Source organism: Variovorax sp. 01N425, from assembly GCF_056399465.1.
Genome location: NZ_JBFTRJ010000010.1, coordinates 73,531 through 94,073, shown reverse-complemented (window position 1 = coordinate 94,073; position 20,543 = coordinate 73,531). Strand labels below are relative to the sequence as shown.

Sequence of the window (20,543 nt, the reverse complement as noted above, 5' to 3'; positions counted from 1 at the left end):
GCTGCGCCTGCAGCCGGGCTTCGATCTCGCCAAGTTCGATGCGAAAGCCCCGGATCTTCACCTGGTGGTCGATGCGCCCCAGGTAATCGAGCTGCCCGTCGGCACGCCAGCGCACCAGGTCGCCGGTGCGGTACAGCCGGCTGCCCGGCTCGCCGAAGGGCGCGGCGATGAAGCGTTCCGAGCTCAGGCCGGCGCGGTTGAGATAGCCGCGCGCCAGGCCTGCGCCGGACACGTGGAGCTCGCCCGCCACGCCCACGGGCAGCGGGTTGAGGTCGCCGTCCAGCACCCACAGGCCGAGGTCCGGGATGCACACGCCCACGGGGCTGCGCTTCTCGTCGAGGTCGGCCCGCACGATGGGCCGGTAGGTGACGTGCACCGTCGTCTCGGTGATGCCGTACATGTTGACCAGCTGCGGCTGCGCATCGCCGAAGCGATCGATCCAGGGCCGCAGGCTCTCCGGCTCCAGCGCCTCGCCGCCGAAGATCACGCAACGCAGCGCAAGGCGTTCGCCGCCGTCCAGCGCCGGGCTGTGGATCAGCTGGCGGAAGGCCGACGGCGTCTGGTTCAGCACGGTCACGCGCTGTGCGCGCAGCAACGCCAAGAAGTCGTCGGGCGAGCGGCTCACCCAATACGGCACGATCACCAGCCTGCCGCCGGTGCACAGCGCACCGAAGATTTCCCACACCGAGAAGTCGAAGGCGTAGGAATGGAAATTCGTCCACACGTCCTGCGCGCCGAAGCGGAACCAGCCGTCGGTCGCGCCCAGCAGGCGCGCCACGTTGCGGTGCGTGAGCTGCGTGCCCTTGGGGCGGCCGGTCGAGCCCGAGGTGTAGATCACGTAGACGAGGTGGTCGGCGTGTACCGTCACCTCGGGTGCGTGCGCCGGCTCGCCGCGCAGGTCGAGCGTGTCGAGCGCCAGCACCTGCAGGGCATCGCCCAGCGGGAGCTTCGCCTTCACATGGCTTTGCGTGAGCAGCAGGCCGATCGCGCTGTCCTCGATCATGTAGGCCAGGCGGTCGGCGGGGTACTCGGGGTCCAGCGGCACATAGGCGCCGCCGGCCTTCAGGATGGCGAGCAGGCCCACCACCATCTCGATGGAGCGCTCGACCGCGATGCCGACCTTCACCTCGGGCCCCACGCCTAGCGCGACCAGCCGGTGCGCCAGGCGGTTGGCATGGGCGTCGAGCTCGCCGTAGCCGAGCGCCTCGTCGCCGAGCACGAGCGCGGTGGCTTGGGGGTTCGCCCTGGCCTGGCGCTCGATCCAGCGGTGCACGGGCTCGGCGTCGTTGTGCGTATTGCGCATGGCCTCGCCCGGCGGCGGCAGCTTGTCCGCGAGCCCCACATCCCCGAGCCGCGCATCGGGCGCGTGGGCCAGCAGGCCGAGCAGCCTGTCCATGTGCGCGGCCAATGCATGCACCGCCGCTTCGTCGAACTGGCTGCGCGCGTGGCTGTAGCCCAGCACCAGCGTGTCGCCCTGGTGTACGGAAAGGGTCAGCGGATAGTTGGTTTCCTCGCGGTTGCGCACCTCGCCGAAGCGCAGGCCGCCGGGTGCCTGCTGCTTCAGTGCCTGGTCGAGCGGATAGTTCTCGAACACCACCAGGCTGTCGAACAGGTCCTGCCCGCCCTGCCCGGCCCAGCGCTGCACTTCGTACAGCGGCGTGTGCTCGTGGTCCTGCGCCGCGAGGTTGCGCGCCTGCAGCGCGCGCAGCCAATCGCCCACGCGTTGCTCCGGCTGCAGCGTGGCGATCACCGGCAGCGTGTTGATGAACAGGCCCAGCATCTGCTGCGCGCCGGGAAGATCCACCGGCCGGCCCGCCACCGTGGCACCGAAGCTCACGCTGCGCTGCCCCGTGTGGCGCGCCAGCAGCAGCGCCCACGCGGCCTGCACCAGCGTGTTGAGGGTCACGCGTTCGCGCCGGGCCGCTTTGAGCAGCGCGCGCGTGCGCGGCGCGTCGATCTCGTGGCGGTGCATGCCGTGCCCGCCCTGTTCGGCCGCGGGCTTGGGCAAGGTGTTGGCCAGCCAGGTGGGGCCGTCGAGGCGGGCGAGTTCCTGGCGCCAGTGGCGCTCGTCGGCGGCGCCGTCGCGCCCTTGCAGCCACGCGATGTAGTCGGCATAGCGGCCGCCGGGGGCCGCGGGTGCTTCGCCCGCGTAGTGCCGCAGCACCTCGCCCATGAGCTGCGACGTGCTCCAGCCGTCGAGCAGCAGGTGGTGCATGGTCCAGACGAAGTGGTACCGGTCATCGCGAACGCGCACCAGCACCAGCCGCATCAGCGGCGGCTGCGCAAGGTCGAAACCCTGCGCAAGCTGCTCGCCGGCCAGTGCGTCCAGGGCCTCGGGCGCGTCGGCGCGCCCCCGCCAGTCGTGTTCGGCCAGCGGCACCTCGACCTGCCTTGCCACCCATTGCCACGCAGCTTCGCCCTGGACGAATCCGGTGCGCAGCACCTCGTGCCGCTCGAGCACCGCGCGCCAGGCCGCCTTGAAGCGCTCGGCATCGAGCCCGTCGATGTCCACGCGCAACTGGTTCAGGTAGGCGCTGCCGCCGGGCGCGAGCAGGCTGTGGAACAGCATGCCGGCCTGCATCGGCGAGAGCGGGTACAGGTCCGCGAGGTTCGCCACCGGCAATGCCAGCGCATCGAGCTGCGGCTGGCCGATGGCGGCCAGCGGAAAGTCAGCCGGCGTCACCCCTTCGGCACCGCTTGTGCAATGCCGCACCAGCGCTTCGAGTTCCTCGCGGAAGCGCTGCATCCAGCCCTCGACCGCGTCGCGGTCGTGGCGTGCGCGGCTGTAGCTTGCGCGCAGCGAAAGCTCGCCGCCGTAGACCTGGCCGTTGATCGAGAACTCGTGCGTGAGCGGCGCGCCGCCATCCACCGGCGCGCCGCTGGGCTCCTGCGCAAGGCTCCATTGCGCCTGCGCATCGGCACCGCTGTTGTCGAACTGGCCGAGGTAGTTGAAGACCACCTGCGCCCTGGGCAGTGCGCGCAGCGCCTCGCGCTGCGCGGCATCGCCCAGGTGCTTGAAGACACCATGCCCCACGCCCTTGCGCGGAACGCGGCGCAGGTCTTCTTTCACGCGCTTGAGTGCCTCGCCTTGCGCGCCGAGCGGATCGAGTGCCACCGGGAACAGCGTGGTGAACCAGCCGACGGTGCGCGACAGGTCGATGTGCGCGAACAGGTCTTCGCGGCCATGGCCTTCCAGATCGACCAGCACCCTGCCGTGCCCGCTCCATGCGCACAGCGCGCGGCCCAGCGCCGTCAGCAACAGGTCGTTGGCCTGTGTGCGGTAGGCCGCGGGCGCATCCTTCAGGAAGGCCTCCGTGGTGGCCTGGTCAAGCCGCAGCTCGACGCTCTCCTGGTCGGCCGCGGTGTTCGATCCATGCGGACGCGCGCATGGCAGCGCGGCCGGCACATCGGCCAGCGACTGCCAGTGGGCGAGTTCGTCGCCATGGGCCTTCGCATAGCCCTGCAATGCGACGGACCAGTCCTTGCAGCTGCTGCTGGTAGCAGGCAGCGCGACAGGCTGGCCCGCAAGGCTCTGCCAGTAGGCGGCCTGCAGGTCTTCGAGCAGGATGCGCCACGACACGCCATCGACCACCAGGTGGTGAACGACGAGCAGCAGCCGCGAGTCGCCGTCCGGCAGCTCGATGGCGAGCGCGCGGACCAGCGGGCCGTGCGCAAGATCCAGGCTGCGCTGCGCCTCTTCGCACAGCGGCGCCACCTGCGCGGCATCCGTCGCGTGCCGCACCCACACCAGCTCCGCGGACTGGTCTTCGGGCACGCTCTCGACGGCCTCATAGGTTTGGTGCCACAGCCCGCCGGCGTCCTGCCGGTAGCGCAGGCGCAGGCTGTCGTGCTGCTGCACCACTGCGCGCAGCGCCTGCCTGAAGGCCGGCAATTGCAGCGGCTCGCGGTTCTTCAGCAGCAATGCCTGGTTCCAGTGCGCCCGCACCGGCATGTCCATCTCGAAGAATTCATGCTGGAACGGCAGCAGCGGCGCCTCGCCCTGCACGTCGCCCACCGCGGCACGCAACGCATCGGCCGGCATTGCAACAGCCGCGAGCTGCGCCACCGTCTGCCGCTCGAAGATCTGCCTGGGCGCGACCTTCCAGCCCGCCAGCCGCAGGCGCGCCACGATCTGCAGGCTCAGGATCGAATCGCCGCCGAGCTCGAAGAAGTTGTCGCCCCGGCCCACGCGCGAGAGACCCAGCACATCGGTCCATACCGCCGCAATGGCTTCTTCGGCCGCGCCCTGCGGTGGCTCGAAAGCCTTGCCGTGTTCGGCGGCCGGCTCCGGCAGCGCCTTGCGATCGACCTTGCCGCTCGGGGCGAGCGGCAGCGCATCGACCACCACCAGCGTGCCCGGCACCATGTAGTCGGGCAGCGCGCGGGCGAGCCGCTCCTTCAGCTCGGCCGCATCGACAAGGCGGCCGGCTTGCGGCGACACATAGCCCACCAGCCGCGCACCGCCCGGCCCGGGCCTTGCGACCACCACCGCTTCGCGCACTTCGGGCTGGGCCAGCAGCTGCGCCTCGATCTCGCCAAGCTCGATGCGAAAGCCCCGGATCTTCACCTGGTGGTCGATGCGCCCCAGGTATTCGAGCTGCCCGTCGTCGCGCCATCGCACCCAGTCGCCGGTGCGGTAGAGACGCCCGCCTCCGGCATCGAAGGGGTCCGCCACGAAGCGCTCGGCCGTGAGCGGCGCGCGATGCAGGTAGCCGCGCGCCAGGCCCTCGCCGCCGAGGTACAGCTCGCCGGCTACGCTGCGCGGCACCGGGTTCAGGTCCGCATCGAGCACGTAGGCGCTGCGGTTGCCCACGGGCCGGCCGATGGGCGCATAGCCCTCGGAGAACGCCGCGGTGTTTGCAACCTTCCAAAGCATCGGCGTGACGACCGCCTCGGTCGGGCCGTAGCCGTTGATCAGCAGCGCGGGCTTCAGGTGCCGGCACACGGCGTCGAAGCCTTCGCGCGACATCGCCTCGCCGCCGAAGGAGTACAGGTGCACCGGCGGGCAGCGGCCGGTGTCGCGCCCAGTTGGCCAGCTGCCGCAGGTAGGCCGGCGGGAAGCCGGCGTTGGTCACGCCGTGGCGCTGCATGGCGTCGAGCGTCTGCTCGGCGGTCCAGAGCGAGGCATCGCGCAACAGCAGCGAGGCGCCGCAGCACAGCGCGGTGAAAAGCCGCTCGTGCGCCCCGTCGAACGAGAACGACAGGAAGTGCAGCTCGCGCGACCGAGGTCCCATCTCGTAGAGCACCGCGGTCTCGACGCAGTGCGCGGCGAACTGGCCGTGCGACACCATCACGCCCTTCGGCATGCCGGTCGAGCCCGAGGTGTAGATGACGTAGGCGAGGTTGTCCGCATGCACGGGCACATGAGGCGCGTCGTCGGGCTCGCCGGCCAAGTCGGCGGTGTCCAGCTGCAGCACGCGCAGGCCGTCCCGCAGCGGCAGGCCGGCCATCACATGGCTCTGCGTGAGGAGCAGCGCAATGCCGCTGTCCTCCACCATGTAGGCCAGGCGGTCCGCGGGGTACTCCGGGTCGAGCGGCGCATAGGCGCCGCCGGCCTTCAGGACGCCGAGCAGGCCGACCACGATATCGAACGAGCGCTCCACCGCGATGCCGACGCGCGTCTCGGGCTTCACGCCCATCGCGATCAATCGATGAGCCAGGCGATTGGCGGCCCGGTCGAGTTCGCCGTAGCTCATCACCTCGTCGCCGAAGAGCAGCGCGGGCGCATCCGGGTTGGCCTTCGCGTGCCGGGCCATCAGGCGATGCACGGGCTCGGTGCTGCGACCACCGGAGTCGTTCACGCCCCATGCCGCGAGCCGCTCCTTCTCGCCCGCGGTGAGCAGGTCGATGTCTCCCACCGCCTGTTCGGGCCGTTCGGCAAGTGCGCGCAGCACGCCCAGGTAGTGCGCGGCCATGCGGGCGATGCTCTCGGCGTCGAACAGTTCCTGCGCCACATGGAAACTCGCTTGAACGCAGCCTTGCGCGTCTTCGATGGTGCTCAGGGTCAGCTCGAACTGGGCCGTCTGCGTGCCGATCTCGTAGTCCTGCAGCGTGAGGCCGGGCAGCTTGGCGAGCGCGGCCTGGTCGCGGCGCTGGTGGTTGAACATCACCTGGAACAGCGGCGCGGTGCCCAGGCTGCGTTCGGGCTGCAGGGCCTCGACCAGCTGTTCGAACGGCAGGTCCTGGTGGGCCTGCGCGCCGAGTGCCGCCTCGCGCGTGTTCTGCAGCGCCTGCCGCAGGCTGGTGCGGCTGCCCAGCACGTTGCGCAGCACCTGCGTGTTGACGAAGAAGCCGATGACGCGCTCCGACTCCACCCGGTGGCGGTTGGCCACGGGCACGCCGACGCGGATGTCCTGCTGCGCGGTGTAGCGGTGCAGCAGCACCTGCAGCGCGGTGAGCAGCACCATGAAGAGCGTGCAGCCCTCGGCCTGCGCGCGCCGGTGCAGCGCATCGACGACGGACTGGGGCAGCGCCATCTCGTGGCGGGCGACGCGGTACTTGCCGTCGCCGCGCCGCGCGTGGTCCGTGGGCAGCTGCAGCACCGGGTGCTCGGCGCCCAGCTGGGCCTTCCAGTAGTCGAGCTGGCGCTCCTTCTCGCCCGCTTCGAGCCAGTGGCGCTGCCACAGCGCGTAGTCGGCGTACTGGATCGGCAGGGGCGCGAGCCGCGGCGTTTGCCCGGCGGCGCGCGCGTGGTATTGCGCGGCGAATTCGTCGACCAGGACCTGCATCGACCAGCCGTCCGACACGATGTGATGCATCACGACGACCAGCAGGTGCTCGCCTTCGGCCAGGCGGATGAGCGCCACGCGCAGCAGCGGCCCGGCCGTGAGATCGAACGGTGTTTCGGCAAGGCGAACGGCCGCCTCCCACGCGCGGGCCTCGCGCACTTCGGCATCGATGTCCGAGAGATCGGTGAACGGAATCTCCAGCGCCATGCGCTCGCGAACCAGTTGCTCGACATGCCCTTCGGCATCGGCCTGGAACACCGTGCGCAGCGACTCATGGCGTTCGAGCAGGGCGTCGAAGCTGGCCTGCAGCGCTTCGCGGTCGAGCAGGCCCCTGAGCTTCAGCCCGCCCGAGATGTGGTAGGCCGAACTGCCGGGCTCCAGCTGCCACAGGAACCATTGGCGCAGCTGCGCATACGAGGCGGGGCACCGCGCCTGCGCCGCCGTATCGCGCGCAAGGATCGGGAACTGCCCGATGGCCAGGCCCTCCGCGCGGATCTTCTGGTAGACCGCGCGGCGCTGCGCCGGATCGAGGCCCGAGAAGCGCTTGCCGATGTGAAGGTGGGTTGCCGTGATTTCCATCAAGCGATCTCCAGACTGTCGATGAAGGAATCAATGTCCGAAAGGGATTGGGCGACGGGCTTTCTGGCCGCCGCCGCGGCAACGAGGCCCGCCATGGCGGCGAGCACCGGGTGCTGGAAGACGTCCTTCACCGAGAGCTCCGCGTGCATCGCGCCCTGCACGCGGGCCACCACCTGCACCGACATCAGCGAATGGCCGCCGAGCTCGAAGAAGTTGTCGTGGCGGCCGACGCGCGCCACGCCGAGCACTTCGGCCCAGATCGCGGCGAGCGCTTCTTCCACCTTGCCCTGCGGTGCTTCGTAGACGCGCGCGCTCGCCAGCTCGGGCGGCGGCAGCGCCTTGCGGTCCACCTTGCCGTTCGGGTTGAGCGGCAAGCTGTCCAGCGCGACGACGAGCGCCGGCACCATGTAGTCCGGCAGCACGCGGCCGAGGCGTTCGCGCAGCTGCGCGGCATCGACGGCCCGGCCCGCCTGCGGCGAGACATACGCCACGAGCTGCGCACCCGCCGGCCCCTGGCTCGCGGCGACGACGGCCTCGCGCACTTCGGGCTGCGCGAGCAGTTGGGCCTCGATCTCGCCGAGTTCGATTCGAAAACCGCGGATCTTCACCTGGTGGTCGATGCGCCCCAGGTAGTCGAGCTGCCCTTCGCTGTTCCATCGCACGAGGTCGCCCGTGCGGTAGAGGCGCGCGCCCTCGGCCATGCCGAAGGGGTTCGCCACGAAGCGCTCGGCGGTGAGCCCCGCGCGCTCCACATAGCCGCGCGCAAGCCCGATGCCGCCCAGGTAGAGCTCGCCCGCCACACCGGGCGCGACGAGGTTCAGGTCGGCATCGAGCACGAAGGCCTGCGTGCCGGCAATGGGCCGGCCGATCGGCACCTGGGTGCGGCCGTCGCGGCGGCAGGTCCAGTGCGTGACGTCGATGGCCGCCTCGGTGGGGCCGTAGAGGTTGTGCAGCGCCGCTTGCGGCAGCCGCTGGAAGACGCCCAGTTGCGCCTCGGCTGGCAATGCCTCGCCGCTGCAGACGATCTGCCGCAGGCTGGTGCAGGCCTCGATGCCATCGTGCGCCAGGAAGGCCTGCAGCATCGAGGGCACGAAGTGCAGCGTGCTCACGCCGTGGCGCTGGATCAAATGTGCAAGGCGTGCGGGCTCGCGGTGATCACCGGGCACCGCCACGGCCAGCCGCGCACCGGCCATGAGCGGCCAGAAGAATTCCCACACCGACACGTCGAAGCTGAACGGCGTTTTCTGCAGCACGGTGTCCGCGCCATCGATGGGGTAGGCCGCCTGCATCCACGCCAGCCGGTTGTGCAATGCGGCGTGCCGGTTGGCCGCGCCCTTGGGGCGGCCGGTCGAGCCCGAGGTGTAGATCACATAGGCGAGGTTTTCGCCGCTGAGTGCGACCACGGGGTCGGTCTGCGCCATGCCCTCGAGATCCAGCGTGTCGAGCGCGAGCGCCGCGACGCCGGCCGGCAGCGCAAGGCGATCGGCCAGGCTGCTGTGCGTGAGCACGAGGCCGAGCTTGCTGTCTTCGACCATGTAGGCGATGCGCTCGGCCGGATACTCGGGATCCAGCGGCACGTAGGCGCCGCCGGCCTTCAGGACCGCGAGCAGGCCGGCCACCAGTTCCAGGCTGCGCTCCAGCGCAACGCCCACCTTGACCTCGGGGCCCACGCCCTCGGCGATCAACCGGTGCGCGAGCCGGTTGGCGCGGCGGTTGAGTTCGCCGTAGCTGAGCGATGCATCGCCGAAGAGCACCGCGACCGCATCCGGATGCCGGGCCGCCTGCTGTTCGATGAGGCGGTGCACCGGCATGGCGTCGCCGTGGCTGTGCGTGTTGACGCTCCACTGGCCAAGCTGCGCTTTTTCTTCGGGGCCCAGCAGGTCGAGTTCATTCAGCGTCGATGCGGGCCGCGCGGCCAATGCTTCGAGTACGCGGCCGTAGTGGCCTGCAAGCCGCTCCACGGTCTGCGGCTCGAACAGCTCGGCCGCATAGCGGAAGTTGGCCTGGATGCCGCCGTCCGCGCGCTCGATGGTTTCCAGCGTGAGCTCGAACGGTGCGGCGCGCTGGGCGAGGTCGATCCGGCGCACGCGCAGTCCGGGCCAGCCCTGCAACGGCCGGTCGCCCTGGCCAAGATGGTTGAACATCACCTGGAACAGCGGCGAGCCCGCATGCCCGCGCTCGGGCCGCAGGGCCTGCACCAGCCGCTCGAACGGCAGGTCCTGGTGCGCCTGTCCCTCGAGCGACACATCACGCACCTGCAGCAGCAGGTCGGCCAGGCGCATCTGCCCGTGCATGCGCGCATCGAGCACCACGGTGTTGATGAAGGCGCCGATGACGCCCGAGGTCTCCGGCCGGCCGCGCCCCGCCACCGGCACGCCGACGCGGATCGCCTGCTGCCCGGTGTGGCGGAACAGCAGGGCATGGAACGCAGTGAGCAAGGCCATGAACAGCGTGCCGCCCTGCTCGCGGGATTGGCGCTTCAGCGCCTCGACGAGCGCTGCCGGCACATCCAGCGTGTGCTGCGCCGCGCTGTAGTCCGCGTCGGCGGAGCGCGGCCGGTCGGTGGCGAGCGCGAGCACCGGGTGGCTGTCGCCGAGCCGGCCGCGCCAGTAGGCGAGCTGGCGCTCGCCTTCGCCGTCGTCCAGCCACTTGCGCTGCCAGCGGGCGAAGTCGACATAGCGGATCTCCGGCTGCGGCAGCGATGCCGGCAAGCCTTGAACGCGCATCGCATAAAGCTGCGCCAGCTCGTCGAGCATCAGCTCGACCGACCAGGCATCGGAAACGATGTGATGCATCATCAGGAGCAACTGGTGCTCGCCGTCCGCCATCTTCAACAGCGTGCCGCGCAGCAAGGGGCCTGCCCTCAGGTCGAAGGGTGTGCGGCAGGCGTCCGCCACCACCTCGGCATGGCGCGATTCACGCGCCGCTGCGTCGAGCGCGGCCAGGTCGATGAAGGGAATCCCGATCTCGACCGCCGCCTGGACGCACTGCTCGGGCAACCCACCCTCCCCCGGCCGGAAGACGGTGCGCAGCGCCTCGTGCCGCGCCACGAGCGCCTGCATGGCTTCCCGCAAGGCAGCGATGTCGAGCGGCCCCGAGAAGCCGAGCCCGCCGCCGACGTGATAGGCGGTGTTGCCCGGGTTCAACTGCCACAGGAACCATTGCCCTTGCTGCGCGAAGGACACGGGCGCAGCGCCATCGTCCTGGCCGCGCACGATCGCCGCGCGCGCCGGCGCCGGGGCCGCGTCGCGCTTCAGGCGCTGCTGCAGCAGGCTCAGTTGCGCGGGCGTCAGCCGGGCGCGTCGTTCGGAAAGATTCGGTGTCTCGCTCATGGTGCGCTGTCTTCGGTGGTTTCTGCGGTTTCGGCTTCGCGTTCGATGTCCTCGATCAGGCGCAGCTCGACCAGGGTCGCCAGCTCGGCGACGGTCGGTGCCTTGAAGAACGCGGCGGGATGCAGCTCCACGCCGTAGGCCTTGCGCACGCGGGCCAGCAGGCGGATGGCGAGCAGCGAATCGCCGCCCAGCTCGAACAGGTTGTCGTGCACGCCCACGGGGACGATGCCCAGCGCATCGCTCCAGAAGCCGGCAAGCGCTTCTTCCAGTTCGCCTTCGGGGGCGGCATACGGCGTCTGCAGCACGGGGCGCGAATGGCCGGTGCGCACCTCGGCCGCGGGCGCGTCGTCGAGCGAATCGAACAGGTCGTCGAGCGGCCTGAGGCGCGGCGCCAGCGGCGAGACGGACACGATGGTCTGCGGCAGGTCGGGGCCGTTGGCAATGCGCTCGAAAGCGAGCACGCCGGTGCGTTCGTCCAGGCCCACGCCCTCGGGCAGGTCCATGTCGAGCGCCACGCCAACGTCGCGCCACGCATCCCAGTTGACCGAGAACAGCGGCAGCGGCGAGCTGCGGCGGCTGGCCGTGGCCAGTGCGTCCAGGTAGGCGTTGGCGGCGGCGTAGTCGCTGCGGCCGAGGCCGCCGATGAGCACCGAGATCGACGAGCAGAACAGCACGAAGTCCAGCGGCTCGGCACGCAGCGCATCGAGCAGCGCGAGCGTGCCCGCGACCTTGGGCCCGAAGGCCGCTTCGACCAGCGCCGGCGTGCGCTGGGCGATCATGCCGCGGTCGGGGTGCACGACGGCATGCACCACGCCGTGGACTGCACCGAAGCGCGCATGCACGGCGGCGAGGGCCGCGCGCAGTTGCGCGGCATCGTTGACGTCGGCCGCCACCGGCAGCACCTGGGCGCCGCTCGCTTCGAGATCGATCAGCTGCTGCAGCTTGCGCCGCAGCGCCACGGGCTGGCCGGCGTCCGCAACGAGGCGCTCCCAATCGCTGCGCCCGGGCAGCGGCGTACGGCCGAGCAGCACGAGCTTCGCTTTCCAGGTGCGGCTCAGGTAGCGCGCCATCGCAAGGCCGACGCCACCCATGCCGCCGGTGATGAGGTAGACGCCGCCTTCGCGCAGGCGCTGCCTTGCGGCGGGCGCGGGCACATCGGGCAGCGGCGCATAGCGCTTCCGCCAGCGATGCGGCCCGCGGTAGGCCACCAGGAATTCGTCCGGTGGCGCTGCCGCCTCGTCGGCCACGCGGCGCGCGAGCTCGGCCTCGGCTGCGCTCTCGGGTGCGGGCAGCACCACATCCACGACGCGGCAGCCGATCGATGGGTACTCCTGGCCCAGGATCTTCGCGAGGCCGAGCAGCGTGGCCTTCTCGGGTGCGAGCGGCTCGGTGCCGGCAACGTCTTCGACGCGATCGGTGACGACGGTGAGTGCGAGGGGCCCGCGGCCCGCTGCGCCCGCTGCATCGAGCGCGTGCGCGAGTGCGAGCAGGCTGAAGTAGCCGGCCTCGAAGACTTGCGCGTGCGATGCCGCGGGCCGGTCGCCGTCCAGGCTCCACAGGTGATGCAGGCGCAGCACCGGCCCGGCTTCGGCTTCGACCTCGCGCAGCAGCGCTTCGTGGTCGGAGCGCTCGCCCGCGCGCAGGGCGTACTGGGCCGGCGCGGTGCGGGCAAAGCGCGGTCCGCGCAAGGCCAGCACCACTTTTTCGCCGCGCTCGCGCAGGGTGCGCGCGAGCCGGTCGGTGAAGCTGTTCGCATCGCCGAGCACCAGCGTGCAACCTGCGCGCTCGCCCTGCTTTTGAGCGGGCGGAAGCGGTGCGCTGCGCTCCCAGCGGGGCGCGTAGAAGAGGTTCGGCGTCGTGCTCTTCGCAGGCTGCGCGGTCTCGCCCGCCTCGATCCAGAAGCGCTTGCGCTGGAAGGCATAGGTGGGCAGCGGCACGCGGCGCCGGCTTGCGCCTTCCGCACGGCAGGCCGCCCAGTCGATGTCGACGCCCGCGGTCCACAGTCCCGCCACGGCAACGGCCAGCTGCTGCGCGTTGCGCGCCGTTTGCTGCGGGTGCGCCTGGCTCGCCCAGATGCCCGCGGCCTCGCGGCTTTGCGAATGCTGGCGCGCGAGGCCCGCGAGCGTTTCGCCGGGGCCGACCTCGAGCAGCACGCGGCCCGACGCGGCGAAGATCTCGCGCAGGCCCTCGGCAAAGCGCACGGTGCCGCGCAGGTGGCGGCCCCAGTACGCCGGGCTGGTTGCCTCTGCTTCGGTGATCGGCCGGCCCGTCGCGTTCGACAGGAAGGGAATGCGCGGCGCATGGCGCGGCAGCGAGGCGATCAGCTGCTCCAGCTCGGCCACGATGGGATCGACCAGGCTCGAATGCGAGGCGATGGCCACATGCAGGCGGCGCGGCAGTTGCTGGCGCGCGCGCAGCGCTTCTTCGGCGCGCTCGATGGCGTCCAACGGGCCGGCCAGCACGCAGAGCTGCTCGCCGTTCACCGCGGCCAGGTCGCAGCCGTCGCGAAGGAATTCGGCCAGCGCCGATTCGGGCAGCGACACCGCCGTCATCGCGCCCGCCGCGAGCGTCTGCATCAGGCGGCCGCGCGCGGCCACGATGTGCAGCGCGTCTTCGAGCGAGAACACGCCCGACAGGCAGGCCGCCACGTATTCGCCGAGGCTGTGGCCGAGCATCAGCGCGGGCTGCACGCCGCAGCTCATCCACCAGCGCGCCATCGCGTACTCGACGGCGAACAGCGCGGGCTGCGCGTATGCCATGCGGAACAGCCGCTCGTTCGCCGCAGCTTCGTCGCCGTCGGCCGGGAACACCAGCGCGAGCAGGTCGATGCCGCAGCCGGCCCTCAGCAGTGCGGCGCAGCGGTCGAGCTCCTCGCGGAACACGGCGCTGCGCTGATAGAGCGCCTCGCCCATGCGTGCATGCTGCGTGCCGCCGCCGGGGAAGAGGAACACCACCTCGGGCGCGGCGGCGGGCACGCGCGTCGACGGGGCCATGGGCGAAGCCAGCATCTCGGAGGCCATCGCCGGCTGGTTGGCCACCACGGCACTGCGCCAGGCGAAGGGGCGGCGTCCGCTTTGCAGCGTCTGGGCCACATCGCCCAGCGCCAGCTCCGGATGGGCCTGCAGATGCGCCGCGAGTTGCAAGCGGCCCTGCGCCAGCGCGGCTTCGTCCTTTGCCGACACGGGCAGCACCTGCCAGCCGGAAGCAGGCTGTGCCGCGGCAACGGCCGGCGCCTCTTCGAGCACCACGTGCACGTTGGTGCCGCCGATGCCGAACGAGCTCACGCCTGCGCGGCGCGGCGCCTTGCCTTCGGGCCACGGACGCAATTGCGCATTGACGTAGAAGGGGCTGGAGGCGAAATCGATCTGCGGGTTCGGGCTCTCGTAGTGCAGGCTGGGCGGCAGCATGCGGTGCTTGAGCGCCATCACCGTCTTGATGAGCCCGGCCACGCCGGCCGCGGCATCCAGGTGGCCGATGTTGGTCTTCACCGAACCCACGGCGCAGAAGCCGCGGCGTTCGGTCTCGGCGCGAAAGGCCTGCGTGAGCGCGGCGAGTTCGATCGGGTCGCCGAGCGTGGTCGCGGTGCCGTGGGCCTCGATGTAGCCGATGGTGTCCGCGGGCACGCCCGCGATGAGCTGGGCCGCGCGGATCACCTCGGCCTGGCCGTCGACGCTGGGCGCTGTGAAGCCGACCTTGGCGGCGCCGTCGTTGTTGGCCGCGCTGCCCTTGATGACTGCATGGATGGTGTCGCCGTCGCGCAGGGCGTCGTCCAGCCGCTTGAGCACCACGATGCCCGCGCCGCTGCCGATGATGGTGCCGGCCGCCTTCGCGTCGAAGGCGCGGCAGTGTCCATCGGGCGAGAGGATGGCGCCGGCCTGGTAGCGATAGCCGCCTTCCTGCAGCAGGTTGAGCCACACGCCGCCGGCCAGGGCCATGTCGCAGTCGTGGCTCAACAGCGCCTGGCAGGCCGTGTGGACCGCGGTGAGCGACGTGGAGCAGGCGGTCTGCACCGTCACCGCGGGACCGCGCAGATCGAGCTTGTACGACACGCGGGTGCACAGCGAGCCGCCCGAGTTGCCGCTCATGAGGCCCAGCAGGTCGGCGATGCCGCTCGCCGCGCCAAGGCCGAACGACGGCAGCAGGTTGCGGATGAGGTACACGTTGGCGCCCTCGCCCGCATACACGCCGACCTTGCCCGGCCAGCGTGCGGCATCGCAGCCCGCGTGCTCCAGCGAGGCCCAGGCGCATTCCAGGAAGATGCGCTGCTGCGGGTCGAGCGTTTCGGCCTCGCGCGGCGAGTAGCCGAAGAAGCCGGCATCGAACTTGTCGAAGCCCTCGAATATCACGCCGGCCTTCACATAGTCGGGATCGTCCAGCAGCGACTGCGGCACGCCTTGCGCGCGCAGCTGCTCGTCGGTGAAGCGGGAGACCGAGGCCACGCCGTCCCGGATGTTGCGCCAGAAGGCGTCCACGTCGCCCGCGCCGGGAAAGCGCCCGGCCATGCCGACGATGGCGATCTCGATGCCGCTCGGCTCGGAGGATTCGAAGGGGTGGGACATCAGTTGACTCTCTCTGCCGCTTTGCGGCGTTGAAGCATGGCGGCGCGCTGGCGCAGCGCCCGGTCGTCGCTCGCCGTGGCCTCGCTGGCCGATGCGGCGGCACGTGCGGGCGCCTGCTCCAGCCACTGGACCAGCGATTGGACGGTGGGGTACTTGAAGAGATTGACCACCGGGATGGCGGTGTGCAGCCGGTCTTCCAGCAGCCGGTGTGCGCGGATCAGCAGCAGCGAGTGGCCACCCAGGTCGAAGAAGTTGTCGTGCAGGCCGACCCGCGCGACCTGCAGCACCTCGGACCACACCGCGGCCACCGTCTGCGCAACATGGCCCTGCGGCGCCTCGTAGGCCTGGCCGCCGGCAAGGGCCGGCTCGGGCAGTGCCTTGCGGTCCACCTTGCCGTTGGCGTTCAGCGGCAGTGCATCGAGCAGCTCGAAGGCGCGCGGGACCATGTAGTCGGGCAGCACCTGTGCGAGCCGCTCTTTCAGCGCCCCGGTGTCGATGGCCTCGCCCGCATGCGGCGCGAGGTAGGCGACGAGCCGCGCACCGGCCAGGCCGTCCCTGGCCACCACGACGGCTTCGCGCACGGCGGGCTGTGCCAGCAGCTCGGCCTCGATCTCGCCGAGCTCGATGCGAAAGCCCCGGATCTTCACCTGGTGGTCGATGCGGCCCAGGTACTCCAGTTGCCCTTCGCCGTTCCAGCGCACGAGGTCGCCGGTGCGGTAGAGCCGCCCGCCGCCAGCGCTGTCGAACGGGTCGGCCACGAAGCGCTCGGCGCTCAGGCCGGCACGCTTCAGGTAGCCACGCGCAAGGCTGACGCCGCCCAGGTACAGCTCACCCGCCACGCCCTGCGGCACGAGGTTGAGTTCGGCATCCAGGACGTGGGTGCTGGTGTGGCTGATCGGCTTGCCGATGGGCACCTGGCTCTGGCCATCGTTGCGGCAGGCCCAGTGCGTGACGTGGATGGTGGTCTCGGTGGGGCCGTAGAGGTTCTGCAGGCCCGCGCCGTGCAGGCGCTCGAGCGTTTCCTTCTGCGTCTCGGCCGGCATTGCCTCGCCGCCGCAGATGATGTGGCGCAGGCGCGTACTGGCCTCGATGCCCTTGTGCGCGAGAAAGGCCTGCAGCATCGAGGGCACGAAGTTGAGCGTGGTGACCTGGTGGCGCTGGATCAGCTCGACCAGGCGCGCCGGGTCGCGGTGATCGCCGGGGTTGGCCAGCACCAGCCGCGCGCCCGAGCTCATCGGCCAGAACAGCTCCCACACCGACACGTCGAAGCCGAAGGGCGCCTTGTGCAGCACGGTGTCGGCATGCGTGAGCTTGTAGATGCCCTGCATCCACGCCATGCAGCTGTGCAGCGCGCTGTGGCGGATGGCCGCGCCCTTGGGCTTGCCGGTCGAGCCCGATGTGTAGATCACGTAGGCGAGGTTCTCAATGTGCAGGCCGATCTGCGGATCGCTCTCGGGCTCGGCGCTGAAATCGGCCGCATCGACTTCGAGCACCGTGAGCGCGCGGCGGTCGGGCACGCAGTTGGCCACGCAATAGGCCACGCTGCGCTGCGTGAGCAGCAGGCCGATGCCGCTGTCCTGCACCATGTAGGCCAGGCGCTCGGCAGGGTATTCGGGGTCGAGCGGCACATAGGCGCCGCCCGCCTTCAGCACGCCCAGGATGGCGACCACCATCTCGACGGAGCGCTCCATCGCGATGCCCACGAGCACCTCGGGCTTCACGCCCAGCGCGATCAGCCGGTGCGCCAGGCGGTTGGCGCGGCGGTTCAGTTCCGCAAAGCCGAGCGACTCGTCGGCGAACAGCAGCGCAGTGGCATCGGGCTGCATGCGGGCCTGCCGCTCGATCATGCGATGCACGGGCTCGGGCTGCGGCTCGCGATGCCCATTCACGCCCCACTGCGCGAGCCGGGCCCGCTCCGGCGCGCCGAGCAGTTCGATGTCGCCGATGGGTTGATGAGGACGATCGACCAGCGCCTGCAGGATCGCGACATAGTGGCCGGCCATGCGCGCCATGGTGTCGGGCTCGTACAGCTCGGCCGCGTAGATCAGGGCGAGCGAGAGCTGGCCGCCCGGCCGCTCGCGCGCTTCGAGCGTGAGCTCGAACTGCGCCGCGAGATCGGGCAGCGCATGGTCTTGCGCGGCGATGCCGGGCAGCTGGCCGAGCGAGCGGTAGTCCTCGAACAGGTGGTTGAACATCACCTGGAACAGCGGCGTGCGGCTCAGGCTGCGCTCGGGCTGCAGCATCTGCACGAGTTGCTCGAAGGGCACATCCTGGTGCGCCTGTGCGCCCAGCACCGCGTCCCGCGCCTGCGCCAGCACCCGCGATGCACCGAGGCGGCCATCGATCGGGTTGCGCAGCACCAGCGTGTTGACGAACAGGCCGACCACGCCTTCGGCTTCCACGCGGTTGCGGTTGGCAAACGGTGCGCCGATGCGGATGTCTTCCTGGCCCGTGTAGCGGTGCAGCAGCGCCTGGAAGCCGGCCAACAGCACCATGAAGAGCGTGGCGCTACCGCCGTCCGCGGCCTTGCGCAGCTGCGCGAGCAGGCTCGCCGGAAGCTCGAAGGCGTGGCGCGCGGCGCTGTAGCCGGCTTGCGGCTTGCGCGGGTGGTCGGTGCGCAGGTCGAGCACGGTGTGCGTGTCGCCGAGCTGCGTGCGCCACCAGGCCAGCTGCCGCTCGCCCTCGCCCGCCGCCAGCCACTCGCGCTGCCACAGCGCATGGTCGGCGTACTGGATGCGCGGCGCGGGCATGCGCACGGTATCGCCCTTCAGCTGCGCGGCGTAGCCTGCGGCCAGTTCGTCGATCAGCAACTGCATCGAGGCACCGTCGGACACGATGTGATGCATCACCACGGCAAGCACATGCACCTCGTTGGCGGTGCGGATCAGCGCGGCGCGCAGCAGCGGGCCCTGCGTGAGGTCGAAGGGCTCGGCCTTGAGACGCCGCGTGGCTTCGTCCAATCGGGCATCGGCTTCGGCTTCGGCGCCGCGCAGGTCGACCAGCGCCAGCGGCACGGAGCCGCCCGGCCTGATCCACTGCTCCACGCTGCCATCGGCACCGGCGCTGAAGACCGTGCGCAGCGATTCGTGGCGCGCCACCAGATCGTCGAGCGCTGCTTGCAGGGCATCGACCCGCAACGCGCCGGCCAGGCGCAGCGCGCCGCTCACGTGGTAGGCCGCGCTCTCGGGATCGATCTGCCAGAGGAACCACTGGCGCTCCTGCGCGTGCGAGAGCGGCAATGGCAACAGCCGGCGCTCCGCGGAGAGCACGGCAATGGGCGCGAGCTGCGGGCGCACGCCCTGCCGCTGCAGTTCGCGGATGGCCGACGCGCAGTCGCGAAGGCGCGGTTGCTCGAAGAGCCTGCGCGCGGGAAAGTCGATCTGCCAGCGCGCGCCGATGCGCGCGGCCGCCTGCGTGGCGGTGAGGGAGCTGCCGCCGCGGTTGAAGAAGTGGGCATCGCGGCCAAGCGGGCGGTCGTCGCCGTACTTGCACACATCGCGCCAGATGGCGGCGACGGCCTGCTCGACTTCGTCGAGCGGTGCCTCGGCAACGGCTTCGCCCGGGCCTCCGCGCACGAAGGCGCCATGCTGGTAGACGGCATACGCATCGGCGCTGCCCTCGAGCCAGCCCGCGCGGCAGGCACTGCGCTGCAGCTTGCCGCTGGTGGTCTTGGGCATGCCGCCGGGGTTGAGCAGCAGCACGGCCGACAGCGTCTCTCCGAACACTTCGCTCACGGCGGCGCCCAGCGCATCGACCAGCACCGCGGCCGGCACCAGCTTCTGCATGCTGCGCGACACCTCGGCGGCCACGCCGATGCCTTCGCCGCCCGGCCCCGGCGTGGCGAAGACCGCGACGCGGCCCTTGCGCACCGCATCGACCTCGGCCTCGATGAGCCGTTCGATGTCCTGCGGGTAGATGTTGTGGCCGCGGACGATGATCAGGTCCTTGATGCGGCCGGTGACGTAGAGCTGGCCCTCGTGCATGAAGCCGAGGTCGCCTGTGCGCAGCCAGCGCTGGCCGTCCCGCTCGACGAAGGTCTCGCGGGTTTCGCGCTCCTTGCCCCAGTAGCCGTGGCCGATGCTCGGACCGCAGGTCCAGATCTCGCCGATCTTTCCGGGGGCCGCGGCCGATAGCGATTCGGCATCGACGATCTCGATGCGATGGCCGGGCGCGACGTTGCCGCAGCCGACCAGCGCCGCGCCCTCGTCCGCAGGCGTTCCCGTGCCGCTGGCGAGGCCGGTGGCGGAAAACGTGGGCGCGACCAGGCCGCCACCCCGGCGGCCGCCGGTGACGAAGAGCGTCGCCTCGGCAAGGCCGTAGCAGGGATAGACGGCTGCCGCATCGAAACCCGCGGATGCGAAGCGCGAGATGAATTCGATCTCAGTGTCGGCGCGCACGGGTTCGGCGCCGGTGTAGGCCACGCGCCAGCTCGACAGGTCGAGCTGGGCCAGCTGCGCATCCTTCACGCGTTCCAGGCACAGGCGGTAGGCGAAGTCGGGGCCGCCGCTGCAGGTGCCGCGGTAGCGCGAGATCAGGTCGAGCCAGCGCACCGGGCGCTCCAGGAAGTAGCCCGGAGAGGTGAGCACCAGCGGAATGCCGCTGTAGAGCGGCTGCAGCAATCCGCCGATCAGGCCCATGTCGTGATAGAGCGGCGCCCACGAAACGAAGCTGTCGCCCGGCCCGATGCCCATGCTGTGCTGGATCGCCTCCTCGTTGGCCATCAGGTTGCCGTGCGTCACGATCACGCCCTTGGGCGCCGAGGTGGAGCCCGAGGTGTATTGCAGGAAGGCGACGTCGCCGCCAGCCGGCTCGAAGGGCGTCCATGCATCGGCGAGCGAGATGTCCACGGTATCGACCGCAACGATGTGCGCATCGCCGAACTGGCGCAGGCCCGCGCTCGCTGCATTCATCGTGCGCGCCATGGCCTCGGAAGTCAGCACGCAGCGCGCCTGCGAATCGGCGGCGATGCCGGTCAACCGCGCGAGGTGCTGCGGGCGCGCCGATTCCGGCGGGAACACCGGCACCGCGATCACACCCGCGTAGAAGCAGGCCAGCATGCTCACCGCATAGTGGTCGCCGTTGTCCAGCATGACGAGGGCGCGCTCTCCCTTGGCGAACTGCTGCTGCAGCCGGGCCGCGAGCGCGCGCACGCGGCGCTCGAAGACGCGGTAGCTGATCGGCTCCGCGCGCTCCGTGCCATCCACCGCGCTCACGACGGTGAGCCAGATGTCGTCGCGCCGCGCGTCGGCCAGCGCGCGAAGGTGCGCCACGAAATTCGTTGGACGCGGCGAGATCGGCGCCTGCTGCGCCTGTGTGTTCTTTTCCATCCTGCGGACTCCCTGCGG

The 20,543-nt window shown here is 70.8% G+C and carries 3 protein-coding genes and 1 pseudogene (1 of these 4 running past the window's edge); all 4 read right to left on the bottom strand.

The features are described 5' to 3' along the window. Window positions 1-7,307 (bottom strand): annotated as a pseudogene (locus AC1DSC_RS19075) (amino acid adenylation domain-containing protein) (it extends 572 nt beyond the left edge of the window). Then, window positions 7,307-10,639: an amino acid adenylation domain-containing protein gene (locus tag AC1DSC_RS19070; RefSeq protein ID WP_369663204.1), complete on the bottom strand. Its 3,333-nt coding sequence runs from the start codon at window positions 10,637-10,639 to the stop codon at window positions 7,307-7,309. The pseudogene AC1DSC_RS19075 and the gene AC1DSC_RS19070 overlap by 1 nt, the downstream one beginning before the upstream one ends. Then, the gene (locus AC1DSC_RS19065) at window positions 10,636-15,198 is read right to left on the bottom strand and encodes a type I polyketide synthase (protein WP_369663205.1); all 4,563 of its coding nucleotides are present in this window, start codon (window positions 15,196-15,198) and stop codon (window positions 10,636-10,638) included. The genes AC1DSC_RS19070 and AC1DSC_RS19065 overlap by 4 nt, the downstream gene beginning before the upstream one ends. Beyond that, window positions 15,198-20,525, bottom strand: coding sequence for an amino acid adenylation domain-containing protein (locus AC1DSC_RS19060; RefSeq protein WP_369663206.1), 5,328 nt, complete (start codon window positions 20,523-20,525; stop codon window positions 15,198-15,200). Before AC1DSC_RS19060 ends, AC1DSC_RS19065 begins: the two co-directional genes overlap by 1 nt. Between the last annotated feature and the right edge of the window lie 18 nt (window positions 20,526-20,543).

Excerpts from the sequence above, each read along its gene's own strand:
- AC1DSC_RS19060 (WP_369663206.1), bottom strand. The coding sequence starts at position 20,525 with ATGGAAAAGAACACACAGGCGCAGCAGGCGCCGATCTCGCCGCGTCCA.
- AC1DSC_RS19065 (WP_369663205.1), bottom strand. The coding sequence starts at position 15,198 with ATGTCCCACCCCTTCGAATCCTCCGAGCCGAGCGGCATCGAGATCGCC.
- AC1DSC_RS19070 (WP_369663204.1), bottom strand. The coding sequence starts at position 10,639 with ATGAGCGAGACACCGAATCTTTCCGAACGACGCGCCCGGCTGACGCCC.